This is a genomic window from Sphingobacterium detergens, assembly GCF_003610355.1.
In the GTDB taxonomy this organism is placed as follows: Bacteria; Bacteroidota; Bacteroidia; order Sphingobacteriales; family Sphingobacteriaceae; genus Sphingobacterium; species Sphingobacterium detergens.
On sequence record NZ_RAPY01000006.1, the window covers coordinates 20,880 to 42,265 of the forward strand.

Annotated in this window: 16 protein-coding genes and 4 tRNA genes; 8 read left to right on the top strand and 12 right to left on the bottom strand. The window is 41.1% G+C overall.

The annotated features are described in order from the left end of the window. Positions 1 to 247: 247 nt before the first annotated feature. Genes proB through DFQ12_RS22885 form a run of 3 tightly spaced genes read left to right on the top strand, consistent with a single transcriptional unit; the run spans position 248 to position 2,940 of the window. Positions 248 to 1,279: a glutamate 5-kinase gene (gene proB, locus DFQ12_RS22875; protein ID WP_120261385.1), complete on the top strand. Its 1,032-nt coding sequence runs from the start codon at positions 248 to 250 to the stop codon at positions 1,277 to 1,279. Next, on the top strand, positions 1,276 to 2,526 hold the full coding sequence (locus tag DFQ12_RS22880) for a glutamate-5-semialdehyde dehydrogenase (RefSeq protein ID WP_120261386.1): 1,251 nt from the start codon (positions 1,276 to 1,278) through the stop codon (positions 2,524 to 2,526). The genes proB and DFQ12_RS22880 overlap by 4 nt, the downstream gene beginning before the upstream one ends. Positions 2,527 to 2,535: 9 nt before the next feature. Beyond that, positions 2,536 to 2,940: a hypothetical protein gene (locus tag DFQ12_RS22885; protein WP_120261387.1), complete on the top strand. Its 405-nt coding sequence runs from the start codon at positions 2,536 to 2,538 to the stop codon at positions 2,938 to 2,940. A 65-nt stretch (positions 2,941 to 3,005) separates the two neighbouring features. Here DFQ12_RS22885 and DFQ12_RS22890 read toward each other — a convergent pair whose 3' ends face one another. Next, entirely contained in the window at positions 3,006 to 4,142 is a 1,137-nt protein-coding gene (locus DFQ12_RS22890; protein ID WP_120261388.1) for an acyl-CoA dehydrogenase, read from the bottom strand. Positions 4,143 to 4,428: 286 nt separating this feature from the next. On the opposite strand from DFQ12_RS22890, the gene DFQ12_RS22895 reads away from it, so the two are divergent. Then, positions 4,429 to 5,064 carry a peroxiredoxin gene (locus tag DFQ12_RS22895; protein ID WP_077438013.1) on the top strand — a complete coding sequence of 212 codons (636 nt, stop codon included), beginning with the start codon at positions 4,429 to 4,431 and terminating at the stop codon, positions 5,062 to 5,064. A gap of 349 nt (positions 5,065 to 5,413) precedes the next feature. Here the strand turns inward: DFQ12_RS22895 and DFQ12_RS22900 are convergent, their stop codons facing one another. Continuing rightward, positions 5,414 to 6,520, bottom strand: a complete 1,107-nt coding sequence (locus tag DFQ12_RS22900; protein WP_244211828.1) for a S1 family peptidase — start codon at positions 6,518 to 6,520, stop codon at positions 5,414 to 5,416. 24 nt (positions 6,521 to 6,544) lie between these two features. Then, positions 6,545 to 7,117 (bottom strand): RNA polymerase sigma factor, encoded by a 573-nt coding sequence (locus tag DFQ12_RS22905; protein ID WP_120261390.1) that lies wholly within the window; start codon positions 7,115 to 7,117, stop codon positions 6,545 to 6,547. Positions 7,118 to 7,409: 292 nt separating this feature from the next. Between DFQ12_RS22905 and DFQ12_RS22910 the strand changes: the two genes are divergently transcribed. The 3 genes from DFQ12_RS22910 (at position 7,410) to DFQ12_RS22920 (ending at position 13,332) form a co-directional block, all read left to right on the top strand. Further along, a complete protein-coding gene (locus DFQ12_RS22910; RefSeq protein ID WP_120261391.1) occupies positions 7,410 to 11,456 on the top strand; it encodes a glycoside hydrolase family 2 TIM barrel-domain containing protein in 4,047 nt (1,348 codons plus the stop codon). A 361-nt stretch (positions 11,457 to 11,817) separates the two neighbouring features. Next, complete coding sequence (locus DFQ12_RS22915; RefSeq protein ID WP_120261392.1) at positions 11,818 to 13,059, top strand: MFS transporter; 1,242 nt, start codon at positions 11,818 to 11,820, stop codon at positions 13,057 to 13,059. Between the two features lie 48 nt (positions 13,060 to 13,107). Continuing rightward, the gene (locus DFQ12_RS22920; RefSeq protein ID WP_120261393.1) at positions 13,108 to 13,332 is read left to right on the top strand and encodes a (4Fe-4S)-binding protein; all 225 of its coding nucleotides are present in this window, start codon (positions 13,108 to 13,110) and stop codon (positions 13,330 to 13,332) included. A 60-nt stretch (positions 13,333 to 13,392) separates the two neighbouring features. On the opposite strand, the gene DFQ12_RS22925 is transcribed toward DFQ12_RS22920, so the two are convergent. From DFQ12_RS22925 to DFQ12_RS22965, 9 genes are all read right to left on the bottom strand, one after another. Then, positions 13,393 to 13,469, bottom strand: a tRNA-Asp gene (locus DFQ12_RS22925). A 27-nt stretch (positions 13,470 to 13,496) separates the two neighbouring features. After that, a tRNA-Asp gene (locus DFQ12_RS22930) sits at positions 13,497 to 13,570 on the bottom strand. 34 nt (positions 13,571 to 13,604) lie between these two features. Further along, positions 13,605 to 13,678: transfer RNA gene (locus DFQ12_RS22935), tRNA-Asp, on the bottom strand. 60 nt (positions 13,679 to 13,738) lie between these two features. Then, a tRNA-Asp gene (locus tag DFQ12_RS22940) sits at positions 13,739 to 13,812 on the bottom strand. A gap of 73 nt (positions 13,813 to 13,885) precedes the next feature. Beyond that, complete coding sequence (gene prfA / locus DFQ12_RS22945; protein ID WP_120261394.1) at positions 13,886 to 14,959, bottom strand: peptide chain release factor 1; 1,074 nt, start codon at positions 14,957 to 14,959, stop codon at positions 13,886 to 13,888. Positions 14,960 to 15,057: 98 nt separating this feature from the next. Beyond that, the gene (locus tag DFQ12_RS22950) at positions 15,058 to 15,387 is read right to left on the bottom strand and encodes a DMT family transporter (RefSeq protein ID WP_108636081.1); all 330 of its coding nucleotides are present in this window, start codon (positions 15,385 to 15,387) and stop codon (positions 15,058 to 15,060) included. 73 nt (positions 15,388 to 15,460) lie between these two features. Beyond that, a complete protein-coding gene (locus tag DFQ12_RS22955; RefSeq protein ID WP_167457339.1) occupies positions 15,461 to 16,042 on the bottom strand; it encodes a Crp/Fnr family transcriptional regulator in 582 nt (193 codons plus the stop codon). Next, positions 16,024 to 16,779, bottom strand: a complete 756-nt coding sequence (locus DFQ12_RS22960) for a UDP-2,3-diacylglucosamine diphosphatase (RefSeq protein ID WP_120261396.1) — start codon at positions 16,777 to 16,779, stop codon at positions 16,024 to 16,026. The genes DFQ12_RS22955 and DFQ12_RS22960 overlap by 19 nt, the downstream gene beginning before the upstream one ends. A 58-nt stretch (positions 16,780 to 16,837) precedes the next feature. Beyond that, positions 16,838 to 19,006, bottom strand: coding sequence for a M1 family metallopeptidase (locus DFQ12_RS22965; RefSeq protein WP_120261397.1), 2,169 nt, complete (start codon positions 19,004 to 19,006; stop codon positions 16,838 to 16,840). A 218-nt stretch (positions 19,007 to 19,224) separates the two neighbouring features. On the opposite strand from DFQ12_RS22965, the gene DFQ12_RS22970 reads away from it, so the two are divergent. After that, a complete protein-coding gene (locus DFQ12_RS22970) occupies positions 19,225 to 21,348 on the top strand; it encodes a prolyl oligopeptidase family serine peptidase (RefSeq protein ID WP_120261398.1) in 2,124 nt (707 codons plus the stop codon). Positions 21,349 to 21,386: the final 38 nt, after the last annotated feature.

Sequence of the window (21,386 nt, forward strand, 5' to 3'; positions counted from 1 at the left end):
TGTATTTCCCTTTCATGTTGTGCGCACCCACCTATGGTTTCTTACTGAATATTCAATGCTCAGGAGGGGACTTTTACTTCTTTGGATAGCCTTTCCTTACGATCTATTTTTCGTGCGAAGGTGGCTTACCTGCTTAAAAATAGGTGGCATTTTATTGCGCAATATTGTTCAATTATTAACATATTTTGCAAAAATCAAATTCTTCTCAGTAAATTAGGGCTTTAATCTAAACTAAAGCATACTTACAATGAAAAAGCCTATTCTCGTTGTCAAATTTGGATCGGCTTCTATTACCACGAAAGAGGGAGAAGTTGATGAACGTATTGTTTTGGAGGTTGCCCGGCAGATTGCTTCTCTGCAGAAGAAGTACAATATTGTCCTGGTATCTTCAGGTGCTGTTGCTGCCGGCAAGCGTTTTCTCCCCAGTTATACGGGCACATTGTCGGAGCGGAAGGCCGCTGCCGCCATCGGAAATCCGATATTGATTAATACGTATTCCACCTACTTCAGGCCTTTTAAGATTTCATTGGCGCAAAGCCTATGTGAAAGACATCATTTTTCCAATCGGGACCAGTTCCTCCAATTAAAGAATACCTATGAGGAACTGTGGCGCAACAATGTTATCCCGATAGCAAACGAAAATGATGTGGTGAGCAATAAAGAGTTGAAGTTCTCGGATAATGATGAACTGGCTACGTTGATTGCTGTTGGATTTGGTGCTGAAAAATTACTGTTTAGTACTTCTGTTCCAGGTGTATTGGATGCAAATAATAAAATCATAGAAAAGATCGAAACCATTGACCGGGATGTTCTGGGATTGGCTAGGAAGGATAAATCTGCGGTAGGATTAGGGGGGATGACCTCAAAATTGAATTTTGCACGCCTAGCTAATCAGATGGGAATTGAAGTAGTTATTTTTAGTATGCAGACTGAAGATGCGATCACGAAAGCGATCAAACATGAGACAGGTACCTTGTGCTTGCCGGAGAGTAAAAAGATCTCCTCACGAAAAAAATGGTTGGCGAGTGGAAGTCTAATTAAGGGTGAGCTGATGGTGGACCGAGGTGCTGAGGAGGCTTTGTTGAAGCATAAAAGCTTACTTGCCGTTGGTGTAACGCGTATTGTTGAGCATTTTGAGAAAGGAGAGGTGCTGAACATTGTGAACCTCGATGGTCTGACAGTGGCTGTGGCCCGGGCAAAAATGGATTCATCGTTGTTATCTCAGTCCAGTAAAAAGAATTTAGAAATTGCGCATGCAAATGATATCGTATTGTTATGAGTGAATCAATAATTGAACAATTGAAGGCGGCAGCTAGAGCGAAACAATTCTTGCAACAATTTGCTCCAGATGCTAAAAAGGCCACTTTGGAGGCTATCGCTGCGGCACTTGTTGAAGAAGAGGCTCTAATCCTGCATGCGAATAAAATTGACCTGGATCGTATGGATGATGGAGATCCAAAGAAAGATCGTCTTCTGCTGAATAGTGATCGCTTACAGGCACTATCAGCTAGCGTAAAACAGATTGCTGATTTAGCAGATCCGACCGATCAGCTGTTGCTCAAGAAAATTTTACCCAATGGATTGGAAATAGAGAAAATAACTGTCCCGCTTGGTGTTGTTGGTGTGATCTATGAGTCCCGCCCGAATGTTACAATAGATGTAGCGGCGCTTTGTATCCAGTCTGGTAATGTTTGTTTGTTGAGAGGTGGTTCTGATGCGCAATATACAAACGAGGCCTTGCTGCGCGTTATCCATCGTGTATTAGAAGCAAAAGGTATTCCCACAGACATTGTGCAATTGCTGCCTGTAGCGCGTAAACATGTATCGGAATTGCTGGAGGCTACTAAATATGTCGATATTATTATTCCACGCGGTTCACAGTCCCTGATAGATTTTGTTCGGGAAAATGCGAAAGTCCCTGTTATAGAAACTGGTGCTGGTGTATGTCATACTTATGTGGATAAAACTGCTGATCTCGAGATGGCCGCAAAAATAGTAGCCAATGCAAAGATCTCCAGACCATCGGTCTGTAATTCTTTGGATACGGTTTTAGTGGATAAGGAGGTGGCACCAGAATTTTTAGTTAAACTAGCACCTTACTTTGAAAATGCTTCGGTGGAAGTGTTTGCAGACCCCATTGCCTATAAATTATTGGCGCATCAAAAATTTTCAAATTTAGTGGCGGCCGAAGAAGCAGATTTTGGAAGAGAATTTCTAGATTTGAAGTGTTCGATAAAAACAGTCAATGGATTGGATGAAGCTTTGGAACATATCGAAAAATATTCATCAAAACATTCGGAGTGTATTGTGTCTTCGCATGAATTGACTATCGAACGATTTTTGAATGCAGTGGACGCAGCGGCGGTATATGCGAATGCTTCAACTCGTTTTACCGATGGTGGTGAGTTTGGATTGGGAGCAGAAATCGGCATTTCAACACAAAAACTGCACGCACGTGGCCCTTTTGCATTGGAGAAGTTGGTAACAGAAAAATGGATTGTCCGTGGCAATGGGCAGATTCGATAAGAAAAGACTATGGGATTAAGTTTTAAGAAAGATGTATTGATGAACTGGATCGAGGAAATTGGTAAATTTCTGCGTATTTGGACGGAAGGGCATGATGCTTTTACGGAACCGACGGATCCGACAGTTTTTGAAGGTGCTTATGAAAAGTTCTTTGAAAAGAGTAGGGGATATTTTTTGGGACTTTCCGAAAGCGAACTGACGACCTATTCAAAAGCGGAACTTCAGGCACAGCAGTTACACCCACTGGCATTGACCTTACTATTTGATGGCTTGAATGCTAAGGGTGAAGAACAACAGAATTTATTGCGAAAAGCAAAGCTCATCTTAAACTTGGCTATGGCTGAGACGGCGAGTTTCTCTTTTCAGGATTATCAATACCTGTCGATGATCGATGGTAAATTGAATAATCAATAAAAAATCCTGTCCCTTCTCAAAGAAAGGGACAGGATTTTTTATTTTAAGTTATACGATGGACATGCTTAACGTAAGATTTCCCGTGCAATAACCAGTCGTTGTATCTCAGAAGTACCCTCATAGATCTGTGTGATCTTGGCATCACGCATTAATCTTTCTACATGATATTCTTTCACATAACCATAACCGCCATGGACCTGGACAGCTTCGACAGTATGTTTCATGGCTACTTCAGAAGCGTGTAGCTTGGCCATCGCAGCTTCTTTTCCATAAGGTAGACCTTGATCTTTGGTCCATGCCGCTTTATAGGTTAATAGCCTCGCCGTTTCGATATCTACTTCCATATCGGCCAGTTTAAATTGGATCGCCTGATGTTCTGAAATTGGCTTGCCAAATGTTTTACGTTCTTTGGAATAGGCAAGCGCTAGATTATATGCTCCTGCTGCAATACCCAATGCTTGTGCTGCGATACCTATACGTCCTCCATCGAGTGTTTTCATGGCAAATTTGAACCCAAAACCATCCTCACCGATACGATTTTCCTTGGGTACTTTAACATCCGAAAATAGCAACGAATGGGTATCAGAACTTCGGATTCCCAATTTATTTTCTTTTGGTCCAATTGTGAATCCAGGTAATCCTTTTTCAACGATCAATACATTGATTCCTTTATGGCCTTTTTCTGGATGAGTCTGTGCAATGACGAGGTAAATATCGGCGTGACCGCCATTGGTAATCCAGTTCTTCGTACCATTCAGTAGGTAGTGGTCACCTTTGTCTTCGGCTGTTGTATGTTGTGAGGAGGCGTCCGATCCAGCTTCAGGCTCTGAGAGTGCAAATGCGCCCAGTTTTGCGCCTTTAGCCAATGGAACAAGGTATTTTTGTTTTTGCTCTTCTGTTCCAAAAGCATTCAGTCCATAGAGTACCAAAGAATTGTGAGCGGAAACAATAACGGCTGCGGATGCATCAATTTTGGCGATTTCCTCTAATACAAGTACGTAAGCCAGGGTGTCCATACCAGCACCACCATAGGCTTCCGGTGTCATGATACCCATAAATCCAAGGTCGGCCATCTGTTTGACAAAATCTGTCGGAAATTTGGCTTCTTCATCCCGTTGTATTACACCCGCTTTTAGTTCTTGGGCAAACTCCCGTGCTGCATCACGGATCATTTTATGTTCTTCGCTTAATTCAAAGTTCATGATATCTCAATTTTATGGTCTATAACTTATCACAACTGTAACTCTTTACTTAATCGTCGCGAAGCAAAAAATGTTTTGGTATCGCGGCGTTGGCGCTAATTTCAGTCCTTTGTTAGGGAAACTGCTAGCTTATAACCAAATATACAAAATATATATTATGCTTGCATAGTATTTAATTGGCGTTTTTTCATCTCAATTTAAAAAAGTAGGGAATTATTTGTTTGCTAAATTTAATCTACTATATTTGTAGAGTATGTGGTTTTGAACATATTTAAAAGATAAGATTATGAGTTTAAGATTAGGAGACGAAGCGCCAAATTTTAAAGCGCAAACGACTATTGGTGAAATCGATTTTCACGATTATATTAAAGATAGCTGGGTGGTGTTTTTTTCACATCCTTCTGATTATACCCCTGTATGTACAACTGAGTTGGGGCGTACAGCGAAATTGAAGTCTGAATTTGACAAAAGAGGCGTTAAAGCGATTGCGTTAAGTGTAGATAATGTAAACGATCATTTGAACTGGATCAAGGATATCAATGAAACGCAACAAACGGAGGTGAATTTTCCTGTTATTGCAGATGAGGATCGGCATATTTCTGAGCTGTATGATATGATTCATCCGAATGCTTCTTTGACAGCTACTGTACGTTCGGTTTTCATTATTGGCCCAGATAAAAAAATAAAATTGACCTTGACATACCCTGCATCTACTGGACGTAATTTTGATGAAATCTTACGGGTAATAGATTCATTACAGTTGACAGCAGATTATCAGGTGGCTACACCGGCGGATTGGAAGCATGGTGAAGACGTGATTGTGGTACCTGCCATTAAGACGGAAGATATTCCAGCAAAATTCCCAAAAGGATTTAAGGAAATCAAGCCTTATTTAAGAACAACCCCGCAGCCTAATCTATAAGCAATTAGGTTAAATTTAGAGGTATACAAAACGTCAGATCCAAAAAGATCTGACGTTTTTCATTTTAGAGCCTATTCTATACGCAAGTTTGTTCAACTTATTCGGACCTGTCAATCTACTGAAAGCATATCTTTCATGCAGGATATATTCCTTACGATCTGGAATTCTGATCGCTCATGTTCCAACATTAAAATTGCTTCATGAATAGCTGTTGAAACTTGGATTTGTACCTGTAAACGATACAGCAGAAAGATATAGGCAGCATACTAAAAAGGGAAAGTGACCGAAGGTCAAAAGAAAAGGCGGTACTTATGTACCGCCTTTTTATAAATATGATAAGATTACAGTCTTAATAGACCTTAACCATATAGATATAGTCTTGTAATTTTTTGATCTGTTCGGTTCTTGGTAGACCTGCCAATGCATTTTTCCTATTGATTTTTACGCCTGCGGTTAATGAGTCGCTAGGGATATCAGCAAGGGCATTCATGATTGACTTGGTTTTGATGGCAAAAGCAGCACCATCTATTCCTCTTTGTTTACCTGAAATAATACCGATCACATTCCCTTTACTATCTAGGACCGGACCACCGCTGTTTCCTGGATTGACAGGGACGGATATTTGATAAGCAATGGTGTCACCCGCATAACCTGTTGAAGAGCTTAAGTATCCTTGTCCATATACTGCTTCATCACGAGGGAAGCCGATTGTATAGATATCCTCGCCTAAATCTGAAGTAGACGTTTTGAAGGTATAAGGTAAGCTTTTAGCCTTTTTGAAGTTTTTGTCGGCGATATATAAGATTGCTAAATCTTTGCTGGCATCGGTGTGAACAACTTGTGCTTTGTAAGATTCACCTTTACCATTTTGCAGATAAATGGAGTCTGCGCCACTGATAACGTGATAGTTGGTTACCACATAACCATCTGTTGTCAACATAAAACCTGTCGCTCCAAATTGGCTTTCGCTACTTTTAACCGACTTTTTATCATTGATATCTTTGATCGCAGCGTTATGTGCATTGACGTTCTTTTTGACATTATTCATGTCACGACGTAATGCGCTGTAATCTGAAGAGGCTTTTTCCAAGTTGCTATAATAGCCACTTAGCCATAAGGTGCCAAATACCGCAAATACTGCCACAACTGCAGCTACTAAAGAGCTTGCTTTGATCCGCTCCCAAAGAGAAATAACAGTAGACTGTTTCATCGGAACCACTTTCGTGGTTGTACCTTGGGATTTATGATATTCCTTGGCTGAGTTGGCCAATACATTTTTGAAATCAAGCCTCTGGCTAGTTTCCTTCATATTGGTAACAAAGTCACGGTGTTGTTGTAATTGGGCAGCATACGAAGGGTTTTCAGCACAAAAAGATTCGAATGCCACTTTTTCCGCTGCAGGTAATTCCCCGCGGAGATATTGGTCAGCCAATTCGAAAAATTCTTTTTGATTCATTGTTCCCATGGTGTTACTCAAATTTTAATCTGTTGAAAAAAATATTTTTTTCAGCCGTTGAAGGCATTTATATTTTTGAGTCTTGGCATTATCTGTATTGGTATAACCAAATTTTTCACAGATGTCCTGCATCGAGTGGTTTAAGATATAGAAATCATGTAAGATCGTCTTACAGGGTTCACCCATTTTCTCTAGCGCAAGTTCCATTTGATCGAACTTTTTTTCAAGTTCCTGGTGCTGTTGTAAATCTTCTTCCTCAAATAAGGAGTCTTCATAACCGCTAATGTCACTATTGCCAAAACCCGCACGATTGAGTTGCTTAAGCCAAAGCCTTCGGCAAATCGAGTAAAGATATGTTTTGAGTTTGCTGCTGAGCTCAAAGTCACCTTTGGCAACTTTATCGTAGAGCACAATTACAGCCTCCTGAAAGATATCTTTTGCTTCATCCTCACTTCCATTGTTTTGCAGTATCATATGGCTTATGGATGGATAATATCGTTTATAGATACTATCTATCGCCAAGCTATTGCCTTCCTTGAGGCCTTCAATGATCTGCTCATCATTTTCTAGCAGGACTGATTTACTGAATTTACTCACCTATTAATACCTTAATGCCTAAATTGTAACCCTTTGAAAAATGAAAATCTTCAAAATATTTTCAAACGTAAACTTTTATTTGTTTAATGCGAAATCTATGCCCAAAAATACTGCTTATTCCCTGAAACCGAAAGCATTTGTTTTTGCTTCGATTTTCAGATGATCCTTGAATCATCCGTTGTTTATTTATGTATCGAAAAAGTTTCGCAATCGAGTGCTTTAATAATCTGCTTGTTATTCCTATAAAATGAAGTTACATTTGGTTTCCTGAACTAAAATGCTTAAATACATTATGTTAAGAAAATCAGTTATTTTTTCCACGTTACTGACCTCATTGCTGGCTCTTCATTCGACCTTGACAGTGGGACAGTCTTTTACACCACATATCGAAGGTTTCCAGTATGAAGATATCTTATCTCCAAAAGGTAATGAATGGGAATCACCACAGTTATTATCGCTCAACAAAGAACTGCCACATGCTTCGTTCTTTTCCTTTTCAAACGTAGAAAATGCGCGAAAAGTACTTCCTGAGCATAGTAACTTTTGGCGCTCACTCAATGGTTCCTGGAAGTTTCATTGGGTAAAGACGCCCGAGGAACGTCCAAAAGAATTTTACGATCCCAAATATGATGTCAATGCTTGGGAATCTGTACCTGTTCCAATGAGCTGGAATATCTACGGTATTCAAAAGGATGGCAGCTTAAAATACGGTGTGCCTATCTATACCAACCAACGGGTGATTTTTCAACATCAGGTAAAGGTGGATGATTGGCGTGGAGGGGTAATGCGTACACCGCCACAAGATTGGACGACTTATATATACCGCAATGAAGTGGGGTCATACCGCCGTAATTTTACGGTCCCAAAGGATTGGGATGGTCGTGAGGTATTTCTCAATTTTGATGGAGTAGACTCTTTTTTCTATCTCTGGATAAATGGTAAATATGTAGGGTTTTCGAAAAATTCAAGAAATCTTGCTTCCTTTAATATCTCTGCTTTCTTAAAAAAAGGTGGAGAGAACGTATTGGCTGTAGAGGTATATCGGAGTTCGGACGCTTCATTCCTGGAAGACCAGGATATGTTTCGACTACCGGGAATATTTCGCGATGTCTCATTGACTTCAACACCCAAAATCCAAGTCCGTGATCTGGCAGCAATTCCAACATTGGATGATCGCTACGAAAATGGTACGTTAAAAATTACGGGTACCGTCCGTAATTTGAGCGATAAGAAAGCCGAGGGTTATAAGCTTGTCTATTCCTTATATAAGAATAAACTTTATAGTGATGAGAATACACTTGTAGACCAGGCTGAAGCATCAGCTGTTGTTCCGCAATTGGATGCGAAGGCTTCGAACAGTATTGAAGCGACATTAGCGGTAAAAAATCCAGATAAATGGTCCGCTGAACTTCCCTATCGGTATACATTGGTAGCCGAATTGAAGGACAAAAAAAATAAAACGATTGAGACTGTTTCTACCTATGTCGGATTTCGGAAGGTTGAAATTAAAGATACCAAAGCGTCTGACGACGAATTTGGCCTTGCTGGACGTTATTACTACATCAACGGCAAAACGGTTAAACTGAAAGGTGTCAATCGCCATGAGACAAATCCTGAACATGGAAAAGTCGTTACCCGGGAGCAAATGGAAGCTGAAGTGAAGTTGATGAAAAGCGCCAATATCAATCATGTGCGTAATTCACATTATCCAGAGCCTCCATATTGGTATTACCTCTGTGACAAATATGGTATCTATCTTGAGGATGAGGCCAATATCGAAAGCCATCAATATTATTATGGAAAAGAGTCCATTTCTCATGTACCAGAATGGAAAAATGCGCATGTGGCACGTAATATCGAAATGGTGCATGCGACCATTAATCATCCATCTATTGTGATTTGGTCGCTCGGAAACGAAGCTGGTCCTGGAGATAATTTTGTAGCCGCCTATGATGCGATCAAGAAAATCGATACCTCAAGACCTGTCCAATACGAACGTAACAACACAATAGTAGATATGGGTTCAAATCAGTACCCATCTATTGACTGGGTCAGAGGGGCTGTCAAAGGAACATACAAATTGAAGTACCCATTCCATATTTCCGAGTACTCGCACTCCATGGGAAATGCTGTCGGTAACCTGATCGATTACTGGGAAGCTATTGAGTCGACAAACTTTTTCATGGGTGGGGCAATCTGGGACTGGATTGATCAGGCCATGTATTATTACGATAAAAAGACCGGAGAGCGGTTTTTAGCTTATGGTGGTGATTTTGGGGACAAACCTAATGACGGTACATTCGTCAACAATGGATTGATCTTCGCTGATATGAAGCCCAAACCACAATACTTTGAAGTCAAAAAGGTTTATCAAAATGTAGGAGTTAAAGCTATCGATATTCAACAGGGAAAAATTGAGGTATTTAATAAAAACTATTTCAAAGATCTTAGTGATTATCAAGTCGAATGGTCTTTGTTCAAAGATGGTGTTGCTGTTGCTGGAAGCACCGGTACAATAGCAGCTGCTGATTTGCCTAAAGCTCGTCAGAAGAAACAGATTGCCCTACCGATCGAATATGGTAAATTGGATGCCGGATCTGAATATTTTGTGAAAGTTCAGTTTTTGCTTAATGCTGACAAACTATGGGCAAATAAAGGCTTTATTCAGATGGAGGAACAGCTGTTTGTTAAAGCGGCGGAAAACAAACCGTTGATTTCGTCTGTGGCCAATGGAAAAAATCCTGTGCTTTCCAAAGAAGGTGAGTTGCAGGTGGTAAAAGGGGATCAGTTTGTTGCAAAATTTGACAATAAGACTGGGTCAATCTATAGCTTAGCGTATGCTAACAAGCAAATTATACGGGATGGTGAAGGCCCTAAACTAGATGCTTTGCGTGCACCTGTCGATAATGATAACTGGGCTTATCAGCAATGGTTTGAAAAGGGCTTACATAATTTAAAGCACAAAGTGTTGTCTTCAAACAGCTATACGAAGAAAGATGGTACAGTCGTTTTGGCATTTACAATCGAGTCACAAGCTCCCTATGGTGCTTCTTTATTAGGTGGAACATCTGGGACGTATACGCTCAAAGAGCATACAGATAAGCCATTTGGTAATGATGATTTCAAATTTACAAGCAATCAGATCTGGACAATATATAAGGATGGTTCGATTGAATTATCATCTAGTATCACTTCCAACAATGCAAGTGTTGTATTGGCAAGATTGGGGTACTCCTTGCAATTGCCAGGTGAGTTTGGTAACTACAGCTATTATGGACGTGGTCCGATCAATAACTATGCGGATCGTAAGACGGCGCAATTTATTGAATTACATAAAAGCACCGTAAAAGATCAATTTGTACCTTGGCCCAACCCGCAAAATATGAGTAACAATGAGGATGTGCGTTGGACATCTTTGACCAATAAGGATGGACAAGGAGCGATCTTCATTGCAAAGGAACATCTCGCTACGTCCGCATTGGAATATAGTGAACTAGAATTGACATTTGCACCGCACCCTTATCAATTACCAAAGAGCTCCGGTGTGCATTTGCATTTGGACGCTGCGGTCACAGGTCTCGGGGGTAATAGCTGCGGACAAGGGCCGCCATTGGAAAAAGACCGTGTGAAAGCGGTTCCTACTTCAATCGGTTTTATTATCCGTCCGATCCAGCAAAATGATTACCTAGCCAAAGCTCATGTTGCTACAGCTGGAGATGCCCCTATTTCTTTCGCTAGAAGTTCAACAGGCGAGGTATCTGTTCTTTCGGGAAATAAAGCGGAGACTGTACTGTATACATTGAATAATGGAAAAGCAAATACCTATAAGAACTCTTTTGATCTGCGTCAGGGCGGAACAATAACAGCGTGGTATCAGGGAAATGAAAAACTAAAAGTAACACAACAATACAGTAAGATCGAAACAGTTCCGATGGAAGTGGTCTTTGCGTCCAGTCAGGAGACGGGTGAAGGTGATGCCAAGAACTTATTGGATGGAGATCCTACGTCGATCTGGCATACAATGTACTCGGTCACCGTAGCTCAATATCCGCATTGGGTTGATTTCGATGCTGCGAGTGTGAAGACTATCAAAGGTTTTACATTTTTGCCGAGGCCAGATGGCGCCAATGGCGATATCAAGGATTATAAAATTCAGGTAAGTAAAGATGGTAAAAACTGGGAAGATGTGATGTCGGGTACATTCGAGCGAAATAAAAAACTCAAAACCGTTCGTTTTGAGAAACCTGTCAAGGGACGTTATATTCGCTTTACCGCATTAAATTCACAACGTGGCGATGATTTCGCTTCAGGAGCAGAGTTTGCTGTTATCGCGGAATAGAGCATAAACGAGATGCGATTAAAGCCAGCACTTGGGAACAGGGGTGCTGGCTTTTTGTTTTATATGTCAGGTTTCAGTAAATGCTTCCGTTTCTACGGATTCAATACATCTCAATAAATGAAAGGAATCTGTTCATTGCATGGTAATACTGACGGTTAAGTGTCTGCTATCAGGGAGCAGACAGAACACTATAGGGTTAGAAAATGTCGGTAGTAGCGCTGTTGAATCCTGTAGGTTCGTTAAAAAACTGGATCTAAAGGGGGTAAAAAGCCTGTTGAATAATTTTTATAAACTTATTGCTGAGAATGTTCCAGCGCTTGTGTATTTTTAACACAGTTTAAACCAAGATCATCATTATCATATGGAAATAGACCAACAGGCGAATGCCCCGTTTACGGCGTATCAAAAACTCGTGGTGTTTTTGCTGGCGATTACACAATTTACCGTCGTGCTCGATTTTATGGTGATGTCACCTATGGGCGATATCTTGATGAAGGCCATCGATCTAAAACCATCTCAATTTGGCATTGCAGTTTCAGCCTATGCTTTTAGTGCCGGCGCATCTGGACTATTGACTGCTGGTTTTGCCGATCGCTTTGATCGGAAGAAGCTCTTGCTGTTTTTCTATTCAGGTTTTATTGTCGGAACTTTTTTCTGTGGTTTCGCCAATGATTATTGGACCTTGGTTGCTGCCCGTATAGTGACGGGTTTGTTTGGTGGTGTCATTGGATCGATTTCCATGGCTATTATTACGGATATATTCACGCTTCAACAAAGAGGGCGTGTCATGGGCTTTGTACAGATGGGCTTTGGTGCGAGTCAGGTGCTGGGGATCCCAATAGGTCTATATATAGCCAATAATTGGGGCTGGCATAGTGCTTTCTTATGGATCGCTGTCATGGCTTTGATCATTGTCATTATTATTGCAGTTAAACTGATTCCTATAACTGCACATATCGGCTTGCAGAAGCATCAATCTGCACTTAAGCACCTTTGGTCCACATTCTCGCAAAAGGAATATCGCATTGGTTTTCTCGCGACAGCGTTGCTCTCTATTGGTGGTTATATGATGATGCCTTTCGGAAGTGCCTTTGCCGTCAATAATTTACATGTTAGTCATGAGCAATTGCCCCTATTATTTATGATATCCGGTGTTGCCTCACTGATTATTATGCCTATCGTTGGAAAATTGAGTGACCGTTATGATAAGTTTAAAATCTTTGCGCTAGCTTCAATATGGCTGATGGTGGTGGTCTTGATTTATACCAATCTGGGGGTTACACCATTTTATCTTGTTGTCATTTTGAATATCCTGATGATGGCCGGCATCTTGAGTCGCATGACTCCTTCTTCGGCTTTAATCAGTGCGGTTCCTGAGATGAAGGATAGGGGTGCATTTATGAGCATAAGTTCGTCCTTGCAACAGTTGGCTGGGGGAGTAGCTGCATCACTCGCCGGTGTGATCATTGTTCAACAGACAAAAGAAAGTCCATTGGAGCATTATCCAACCTTGGGTATTATTGTTGTTTTACTCTCCGTGCTGAGTATTTTTATGATCTATCGTGTCAGCAGGATGATCAAACGAAGACGTCCGATTTCCTAAAACAAAATCGTAGTTATTGATATTAGTATTTCAGGAGAGATTTTTATTATGGAAGAAAAGATTGTTAGATATGATCATCCCAATGGGGAGATCACTGTACTTTGGATTCCCGAGCGATGTGAACATGCCGCCGTCTGTGTTAAAAGTTTGCCACAGGTATATCATCCAAAAGATCGGCCTTGGATTACGGCTCAAAATGCCAACACAGCGGAACTGATTGATCAGATTAAGCGTTGTCCTTCGGGAGCGTTGCAGTATGAACTAAAAAAATAGATGAGGAAATTCGTGTAACAAAAAAAAGCATCATTTTATTCAAATGATGCTTTTTTTTGTTGGCGGTCTGGACGGGACTCGAACCCGCGACCCCATGCGTGACAGGCATGTATTCTAACCAGCTGAACTACCAGACCAACAATGTGTGTTTTTTAAAATTTTAGCGGTCTGGACGGGACTCGAACCCGCGACCCCATGCGTGACAGGCATGTATTCTAACCAGCTGAACTACCAGACCTAAAATCTTAAAGATTGTTTTTAATAATTTTTAGCGGTCTGGACGGGACTCGAACCCGCGACCCCATGCGTGACAGGCATGTATTCTAACCAGCTGAACTACCAGACCTAAAAATCTTAAAAACTTATTCTGTTAAAGAACTTACCGAGATTACTCTCTTTTTTGAAGCGGTCTGGACGGGACTCGAACCCGCGACCCCATGCGTGACAGGCATGTATTCTAACCAGCTGAACTACCAGACCTCAACCCTTCTCCTCAGAAGGTGTGCAAATATAGCGTTTGTTTACGTATCTGCAAAGATTTTTTGAAAAAAAACTAGTCTACCTGACCGTCTTTCATCCTCTCTGCATTCTCCGCAAACTGCAATGCATCGATAATTCCTTGAATATCACCATCCATAATCGCCGGTAGGTTATACATCGTCATACCAATACGATGTTCAGTTACGCGACCTTGTGGGTAGTTATAAGTACGGATTTTTGCTGAACGGTCACCTGTAGAGACCAAAGTTTTTCTTTTTGCAGCAATATCACCGTTCTTTTTGTTCAGTTCAAGCTCATAAAGTTTGTTACGAAGCATCTCCATCGCTAACTCACGGTTTGCCAATTGGGAACGTTCTACCTGACAAACGACAACAATACCTGTTGGTTTATGTGTCAATTGTACTTTTGTTTCTACTTTATTGACGTTCTGACCTCCGGCACCACCTGAACGGGATGTCTGTAATTCGATATCACCCGGATTGATCTCTACGTCGACATCTTCCGCTTCTGGCAATACGGCAACTGAAGCTGCTGATGTATGTACACGTCCTTGTGTCTCTGTATCAGGGACACGTTGAACACGGTGTACACCAGACTCATATTTCAATTGACCATAAGCATCTTCACCGATTACTTTAAGGATAACCTCTTTATAACCGCCCGAAGTTCCTTCAGTAACGTCCATCACCTCATTGCGCCAGCCTTTTGTTTCAAAATAACGCGTGTACATACGGTAAAGGTCACCGGCAAATAAAGCCGCCTCATCACCACCTGTTCCACCACGGATCTCGATAATGGCATTTTTGGCATCCTCAGGATCTTTAGGGATGAGCATCAAACGGATTTCTTCTTCTTTTTCCTCTTTTTCAACCAATAAAACATCCAGCTCTTCTTTGGCCATCTCACGAAGTTCCTGATCCTTCTCGTTCATGATGATGTCCTTATTGGTATCAATATTACTGACCATATTTCTATAAATATGGTATTGATCCACGATTTTGCCCAAATCTTTGTACTCTTTATTCAATTTGGCAAAACGTTTCATATCTTGCATGGTGTCAGGGTTGCTTAATTCAGCTTCCACTTCTTCCCATCTTTCTTTGATCGCTTGTAATTTATCTAACATATATCAAAAATGCTTCTTCTAGGAATTTATGACCTAGATTACTATTGAGAGTACAAAAGTAAGGAAATTTTGTTGCTTTTGAACTACCTAGCCAGCTATTAATGAGAGGAAACTGCTTTTAGCCCAACGATAGAAGCAATCAGCGTGAAAATAAAGAATATGCGCCAGAAATCTGCGGGTTCTTTAAAGAAGATAATACCCATTAAAACTGTTCCGACTGCACCAATACCCGTCCACACAGCGTAGGCCGTTCCAAGGGGAAGTGTTTGTGTTGCTTTGATTAGTAAGCCCATACTCGCAAATAGGAAGACAACGAAGGCGCCATACCAAAGCCATTGTTCGCTGCCCTCTGCATCCTTGGCTTTTCCCAAACAGGTTGTAAAACCAATTTCACATATTCCTCCAAGAATTAAAAATACCCAGTTCATATATCTGTTTTTTTGTTCCAGGGACAAAGGTCTACGTTTTTCCGCAGAATAATTTTAACAAATGTTAAAAATTTTAAAGGATATTCGCACGAATACGGCTGAGGGTTACTTGGCTAACACCTAAGTATGAGGCGATGTAACCAAGCTTGATCCGCTGTATATATTGGGGATATTTTTCGAGCAACTCGGCATACCGTTCCTGGGCCGTATTAAAAAGTTTGGACATCGTACGCTGCTCCGCTTTGATAAATTCTAGCTCAGCCATTTTCCTTCCCCAATTAGCAATGGCAATGTCACTCTCATAGAGCGCAAATAATTGTTTTTGGTCAATTTGGTAGACAATACTATCTTCTAGAAGATCAATGTTTTCGTATCCTGGTGTGTCATGTACATAGCTGTTCATCGAGATCAAGGTACCCCCCGGAGATACAAAATCCAAGGTAATCTGTCTGTCTGCAGTTTCATAATAGACCCGCGCTAATCCAGATGCCAAAAAATAAATGTCCTTCTGGATTTTATCTTGCCTGATCAATACACTATTCCGCTTACATACAAGTTTTTGACTGATCTGGTCGAGCCGATCAATGCTGTCTGAGTTTAGAAAATGGTAGCCCTGAAAGCAGTCTGCTAAAGAAATTACGATTTTTTCTCCCATTTTTCCAAACTTAAAGTTTCCCCGTCCCATACCGCGTAGGTATAATAATTGATCCATTCGCCCAAGTTGACAACACGGCTTTCTGGATTTAGTTTGACATCATAGGGTAGGTGTCTGTGGCCAAATAGGTAAAAATCATGATGTTGCTTGCTTTCGAGTTCTTTCGCATAACCGATCAGCCATTCCTTGTCTTCGCCCAGGAATTTTTCATCTTCATTATTGGAGAGCCTGCTGTGTTTGGACCATCGGGTAGCGATTCCTATGCCCAGATTGGGGTGCAATCGTGCAAATAACCATTGGCAGAAACGGCTCCGAAATACTTTTTTGAGCAATTTGTACTTATAATCACCGGAACCCAATCCATCCCCATGGTGGATATAAAAAAGTTTATTGTCTAATACAAGTTCCAGTTCATTGTCAACGATCTGAACATTTAATTCCTTTTTGAGATAATCAAACATCCACATATCGTGGTTGCCTTTAAATAACGTGATCGGTATACCGAGGTCGGCAATTTCCGCTAATTTGCCCAAAAAGCGTATATAACCCTTGGGAACCACAGTCGTATATTCAAACCAAAAATCGAATATATCACCAACAAGATAGAGCTCTGCGGCATCGACCTTGATCGCATCGAGCCATTGAATAATGGATCGCTCTCTTTCGCGCGAATGCTCCAACGGATAGGATCCTAGATGGAAGTCTGAGGCAAAATAGATTTTTTTTCTTGTTGACATGTGCCCAAATCTAAAGAAAATGGAAGCGAATACAAAATTCGCTTCCACAATATCTTTTTTACAATTTGGACAAATCTGTCAGGAGGGTTTTCAAATATTCCGAAGCCTCGGGATCGATTTGCTTCAAAGTCTGTTGGAGCTGATCAGGATAGGCGTCTTTAATCGCCATGATTGAACTTGCGATAACCATATAAGACTGATCCTTAACTCCGTTAAGTAGCAGGTTTTTATACTTTTTATCTTTGATCTGTCCCAGCTTTCGGATCGCTGAAGCACGTATGACGGAAGCGGATGATTTTTCTGCCAATGAAGCAATGATGTTCGTAGTCGATTTCCGGCTAGCTGGATCCGTTAGATCGAGCCCCTGAATAGCGGTCGCCACAAGGTCTGCATCCGGATCAGCCAGTGCCTGTGTCAGTATCTCCCGTCCCGCTGTTGTTTTCGAGTTTTTCATGGCAAATAGTATTGCAGCGACACGGTTGGCGAAAGAAGGTGCATGCTCATACTGATAACGATAATCTGCTTCGGTTTTGTCAATATGGATCTCACCGACAAGTGTTTTTTCGGGATCGATATCGATAAATTCAACTGTATTTTTTAGGGGAATTGTCAGCTGAGTATTCCGTTTGTTGAGCTGTACCGTTTTTCTCATTTTGCCTTCTTTGGTATAGATGTCAATGGCAAGCGGTATTTGAAACGTTTGAACAGCGGAATCTTGCACCTGAGCGATGTTGAGGCTCAGTATATTGTTTTCATTTTTGGTTGTCACTTTGAGGATAGGATGACCTCCTTTGTAGTACCACTGGTTGAAATAAGGTGCCCAGTCTTTACCTGTCACTTCCTCCATGGTGAGACGCAGCTGTTGTGGCTCGCCTGTTTTGAAAGAATTCTCGGTCAGGTATTTTTTGAGTGATTGATAAAAGGCAGCAGCACCCATCTGTTCTTTTAAGGCGTATAAGATCAATGAGCCCTTGGCGTAGCTGATGTTGTCAAACATATCTTCTTTATCGTGATAATAGTAGCGCGCGAGCGCTGGACTATTGCCATTTTTGGTTGATTTGAGATAGGATTGTAATTTTTCAAATCTTGATTTATCACCTTTTTCCTTGCCGCCATCATGCTCATGCCAAATGATTTCACCAAAAGTTGCGAAAGATTCGTTCATCGTTAAGTTGGACCAGGATTCGGCGGTAACCAGATCCCCAAACCATTGATGGAACAACTCATGGGCAATAGTGCCCTCTTCATTTTCATCCAAAAGTTCCCTTTTGGTCTTTTGCACATGCTCACCATGTAAGGTTGCTGTGGTGTTTTCCATGGCACCAGAGACATAATCGCGGCAGACGATTTGCGCATATTTGTTCCAAGGATAAGGGACTCCCAAGGTTTTGCCATAAAAATCCATCATGGCTGGTGTTTTACCAAAGATATCCTTCGCATAAGGGGCATACTTCGGCTCCAGGTAATAATCAACAGGAATATTATTGTATTTATCTTGATAGATCTTAAAATCTCCAACGGCCATCATAAATAGATAGGGCGCATGAGGAAGATCCATTTTCCAGGTATCGGTACGTGTGCCGTCATTGTTCTTCTGCTGGCTGACCAGAGCTCCATTGGACAGACTGACATAATTATCCAGTACTGTCATTGAAATTTCGGCTGTCGTCTTTTGGTTGGGGCGGTCAATGGTTGGGAACCAGGCAGAGGAAGCCTCTGTTTCGCCCTGAGTCCAGATCTGTCTTGGTTTATTCGGGGTGCTTTCAGCTGGATTAATAAAGTAGAGCCCTTTCGCATCATTGATTGCTGCACTGCCCTGTGCTTTTAGTAGATTGGGCTTGGCCGTATAATCCAGGTAGATGGTATATTTCTCATTGGACAGGTAATTGCGATCCAATTTGATCAGAAGAGAATTATCGTCATAGGTGAATTTTAAGGGAACTAGTTGCTGCCCATTGACCAGTGCAATTTGTTTGATATCCATGCCTTTGGCATCCAGACGGAGTGAATCTGTGGGGTAAAAATGTGGCTGTAGGGTGACCCATTCTTTACCATTCAAAAATTGATTTTTATAATCAAAATGGACATCGAGTTTGGTATGAACGAGGTTGTTGACCCGAGTGGGAGTGGAACGATATTGCTGATCTATCGGAAGTTGCTGCGCTTGACTCATACCGATAGCAGAAAGGGATATGGCCAAGTATAGGAAAGCGATTCTTTTGCGCATTGTTGAATTATTTAGAAGATTTAAATAAAGCTAAATAAATTTCGGCTGATGTAAAAATAACGATTTCGGAAAATCCATTGATATGATACACGGTCAGTTCTTTGAAAAGAGTGAATTATTGTTTCTGAACGGACGAGAATGACATTTACTTGAGATTAGCACTATGAATTCTGAAATTATATTTGTTATTTTTGGATGAAACAAGTATAAAATTTTTTATGATAAACAAAAAAATTGGCCTTATCCTGATGATGATAGGTATGGCAGGTACAGCAAGTACTGTTTGTGGACAGCAGTTGAAATATCCAACGACGAGCCAAGGCACTGTCGTAGACGAATTCTGGGGCGAGAAAGTATCCGATCCCTACCGTTGGTTGGAAGACGACCGTTCAGCAGAAACAAAAAGTTGGGTTCAGGCCGAAAATAAAGTCACTTTTGATTATCTAAATACTATTCCTTTCCGGTCGAAATTGAAAGAGCAATTAACGGAAATCTGGAATTATGAAAAAATAGGAACACCTTTCAAAGAAGGAGCGTATACCTATTTCTTTAAAAACAATGGGCTTCAACAACATTCTGTGCTTTACCGCAAACAAGGTGAGAATGGAGCGGAGGAAGTTTTTCTTGATCCAAATACTTTTTCGAAAGATGGATCGACTTCCTTGGCCGACGTTTCTTTTTCAAAGGACGGAAGTCTAGTGGCGTATTCGATCTCTGAGGGCGGCTCGGACTGGAGAAAAGTGATCGTATTGAATGCAAAGGACAAAGCACCGGTGGGCGAGACCCTTGTTGATGTCAAATTCTCAGGTATCGCCTGGAAGGGTAATGATGGGTTTTACTATTCAAGCTATGATAAACCCAAAGGGTCTGAACTTTCAGAGAAAACAGATCAACATAAATTGTATTACCATAAACTTAAAACAGCACAATCTACGGACCAGCTGATTTTTGGCGGTTCGGCAACCCCGAGACGTTATGTCGGTGCTTCATTAACAGATGACCAGCGCTATCTGATTATCTCTGCGGCAAATACAACGACGGGAAATGAACTTTATTACCAGGATCTGAGCAAGCCGAATAGCAAGATCATCTGCCTACAGGATCATTTTGATGCAAATACAGGCGTAGTTGATAATATCGGAGATACTTTCTTATTGGAGACCAACTATAAAGCTGCCAACAATAGATTAGTTAAAGTAGATCTAAAAAATCCAGCAAAGGAAAACTGGAAGGATGTCATTCCTGAAACTGAAAATGTACTTTCGATCAGTACCGGTGGTGGCTATCTATTTGCAAACTATTTGAAAGATGCTGTTTCTGTTGTTATCCAATACGATTATACAGGTAAAAAAATCAGACAGATTGAATTACCTGGTGTAGGGACCGCCAGTGGTTTTTCGGGTAAGAAAAAGGAAAAGGAAATCTACTTTGGTTTCTCAAATTACATTACGCCTTCATCCAGTTATAAATTTGATGTCAATTCAGGAAAATCGTCACTTTATATCAAACCGAAGGTCAAATTTGACAGCGACCAATATGAATCGAAGCAAGTTTTTTATACTTCGAAGGACGGAACAAAGGTTCCAATGATTATTACCTATAAAAAAGGCATCGCCTTGAATGGTAAAAATCCAACGATTGTATACGGTTATGGCGGATTTAATATCAGTCTGACTCCGGCTTTCAGTACTTCCGTTGCGGTTTGGTTGGCAAATGGTGGTGTGTATGCTGTTCCCAATTTACGAGGTGGTGGTGAATATGGTCAAAAATGGCATGATGGAGGTAGACAGTTCAATAAACTGAATGTGTTTAACGATTTTATCGCTGCTGCTCATTATTTACAAGAAAATGGTTATACTTCACCTGAATACACCGCATTGTCGGGAGGTTCCAATGGTGGCTTACTTGTCGGAGCAACAATGACCATTGACCCTAAAGTAGCTAAGGTGGCACTACCAGAGGTTGGCGTGTTGGATATGTTGCGTTACCATACTTTTACGGCAGGTGCGGGCTGGTCATACGATTACGGTACGGTTGCTGATAGCAAAGAGATGTTTGATTACCTGAAAGCTTATTCGCCTGTACATAATGTGAAAACAGGAGTCAGTTATCCGGCGACAATGGTATTGACCGGAGATCATGACGACCGTGTTGTTCCTGCACACTCGTATAAGTTTGCATCGGAATTGCAGGCTAAGCAGGCTGGAGATAACCCTGTATTGATTCGTATTGAAACCAAAGCTGGACATGGTGCTGGTCGATCTACAGAGGTGTTAATCAATAGTACAGTTGATAAATACGCTTTTGCACTCTGGAATATGGGTGTCAAGGAATTGAAATAAGGATATCGGAAAGACTATCTACGGTATATTTCGGTTGT